At 74.0% G+C, this 2,408-nt stretch carries 2 protein-coding genes; one reads left to right on the top strand and one right to left on the bottom strand.

The genetic code is table 11. The features are described from left to right. The first annotated feature begins 163 nt into the window (after positions 1-163). Positions 164-1,027 (top strand): glycosyltransferase family 2 protein, encoded by an 864-nt coding sequence (locus AC2W7J_RS17510; RefSeq protein WP_485983982.1) that lies wholly within the window; start codon positions 164-166, stop codon positions 1,025-1,027. A gap of 58 nt (positions 1,028-1,085) precedes the next feature. Here the strand turns inward: AC2W7J_RS17510 and AC2W7J_RS17505 are convergent. Further along, a partial coding sequence (locus tag AC2W7J_RS17505) for a glycosyltransferase family 4 protein (protein WP_485983980.1) occupies positions 1,086-2,408 on the bottom strand: 1,323 nt, incomplete at its 5' end.

Below are 2,408 nucleotides of genomic sequence, written 5' to 3'. Positions count from 1 at the left end.
ACCGCCCTCGTCGCCGATCGACCCCTGACCCCCTGGCTCGCCCTCGAGGCCGCCGCCGCCGGCACGGGCCCTCGTCGGCACCGGCCCCACGATCGAGCGGCTGCCCGACGAGCTGGCCGACCGTGCCTGCCGCGTCGAGGACGACACCCAGCTGGCGCTGCAGGTGCGCGCCCACCTGTGGCAGGACGAGCTCGTCGAGCGGGTCGCCCTGCCGGCCGCCCGCGTCGTGCGGGGCGGGCACACCTTCGCCCACCGGGCCGCCGACCTCGAGGCCCTCGTCGGACGCTCCCGCGACCTGCGGGAGGCGACGGGCGCTCCCTTCGACCGGAGCGTGAGCGCGGTCATCTCGACCAACCGGGCCCACGAGCTCGACACCGTCGCCGACAACATGGCCCGGCAGTCGCTGCGCGAGAGCGGCGAGCTGCAGGTCGTCCTCGTCCTCCACGGGCTCGACGTCGACGTCGCCGAGGTGGAGGCGCGCTTCCGCGAGCGAGGCATCGACCAGCTCGTCGTCGTGCCCGCCGACGCCTCGCTCACGCTCGGCGCCTGCCTCAACCTCGGCATCGACGCCAGCGACGGCGCGCACGTGGCGAAGATCGACGACGACAACTTCTACGGTCGCCACTACCTGCTCGACCTCGTCGACGCCGTCGACTACTCCGGGGCGGGGATCGCGGGCAAGTGGGCGCACTACACGTGGCTGCGCAGCACCGGCGCCGTGATCCTGCGCTTCCCCAAGAGCGAGCACCGCTACGAGCGGCTCGTGCAGGGCGGCTCGATCCTCATGCGTGGTGAGGTGGCGCGGGGGCTGCGATTTTCCGACCTGCCGCGGGCGGTCGACACCGACCTGCTCAACCGCGCGCAGGCTGCGGGGGTGCGGACCTACTCGGCCGACCGGTTCAACTTCGTGAGCATCCGGGGCACCGACCGGCACGCCCACACGTGGACCCTCGAGGACGCGTCCTTCATGAATGCCTCGAGCCGGGTGGTCTTCTACGGCGACCCGCGGGAGCAGGTCGAGGTCTGAGCGGCGTCGGGCTGCGGCTGGACGTGGCTGCGCCTGCAGCCCGGCTCGACCCCCTCGGTCACTCCCGGGCGCCGAGCACCTGCTCGTAGACCCGCGCGTAGCGCGGGCCGTTGGCGGCCCAGGAGCGCTCGGCCTCGACCCAGGCACGGCCGGCGGCGGCGAGCTCCGTGCGACGCTCCGGGTCACCGGCCAGGCGGGCGAGCGCATCGGTCAGCGCGTCGGCGTCCCCGGCGGCGAAGGACTCGCCCCACGCGCCCTCGCCGGTGATCTCGGTGAGGGCCGGCAGGTCGGAGACGAGCACGGGCAGCCCGGTGGCCATCGCCTCGAAGGGCTTGAGCGGCGTGACGAGCCGGGCCGCCTGCTCGTCGACCCGGGGCACGACGAAGACGTCGATGAGGGCGTAGTGGTCGAGGACCTCGTCGTGGGGGACCCGGCCGGTGAAGACGACGGCGTCACCGGCGTCGACCGCGGCGGCGTGTGCCTCGAGCTCGGCGCGGCGGGTGCCGTCGCCGACGACGAGCGCGACGGCGTCGATGCCACGCTCGCGCAGGGCGACGGCGGCGTCGACGAGCAGCTCCTGACCCTCGCGGTAGTGGTCGAGGTTGGAGACGTAGCCGAAGACGAAGCGGTCGCGCAGGCCGTACTGGTCGATGAGGTCATCTCGCCGGGGGCGGGGTGAGAAGGCCTGCGCGTCAACGCCATTCGGCACGACGTGGACGCGGTCGCCGGGCACGCCGCGGCTGATGATGTCGGAGCGCATCGACTCGCTGAGGGTGATGACGGCGTCGGCGGCGAGCATGCAGCGGGTGTCGGTGTCGCGGCGCCGGCGATAGGTCTCGGCCGACTCGGCCCGGTCGAGGTCCTGGCTCCAGATCGCCTCGAAGAAGCCGCGGACCTCGTAGACCCACGGGATGTCGAGGGCCTCGGCGACGGCCCGCCCGACGAGTGCGGCCTCGTAGCCGCGGCCACCCGAGTGCACGTGGAGCAGGTCGGGGGCCTCCTCGGCGACGGCGGGCAGCAGGGCGCTGGCATAGGCGTCGAGATAGCTGTCGACGCGCTCGGTGCCGGGGACGTGGTCGCGCAGCAGGTGACGGTGGCGCACCCCGTGGACCATCTCGACGTCGGGTGCGTCGCCGCCCGGGAAGTCGAGCGCCGTGATCGCGACCGGCTCCATGCCCGCGTCGGTCTGGGCGGCGAGGTTGTAGCGGGTGCGCACGGAGTAGCCGGACTGCCGGTGGGGCAGGGCGATCTTCAGCAGGTGGACGACGCGGCGCCCGGCTCCGGGCTCTGACCGCTCCTGCAGCGTGCGGGCGGCGGCCACGGCGGCCGGGTCGAGCGACGGGGACCACGTCGGGTCGGTCTCGCGCAGCCGGCCGGTGAC

The sequence above is a fragment of the Janibacter sp. CFPM2_SD2 genome, from assembly GCF_057364645.1.
Note: the sequence above shows the minus strand (reverse complement) of the source record. Positions and strands in the feature narration are given on the sequence as shown.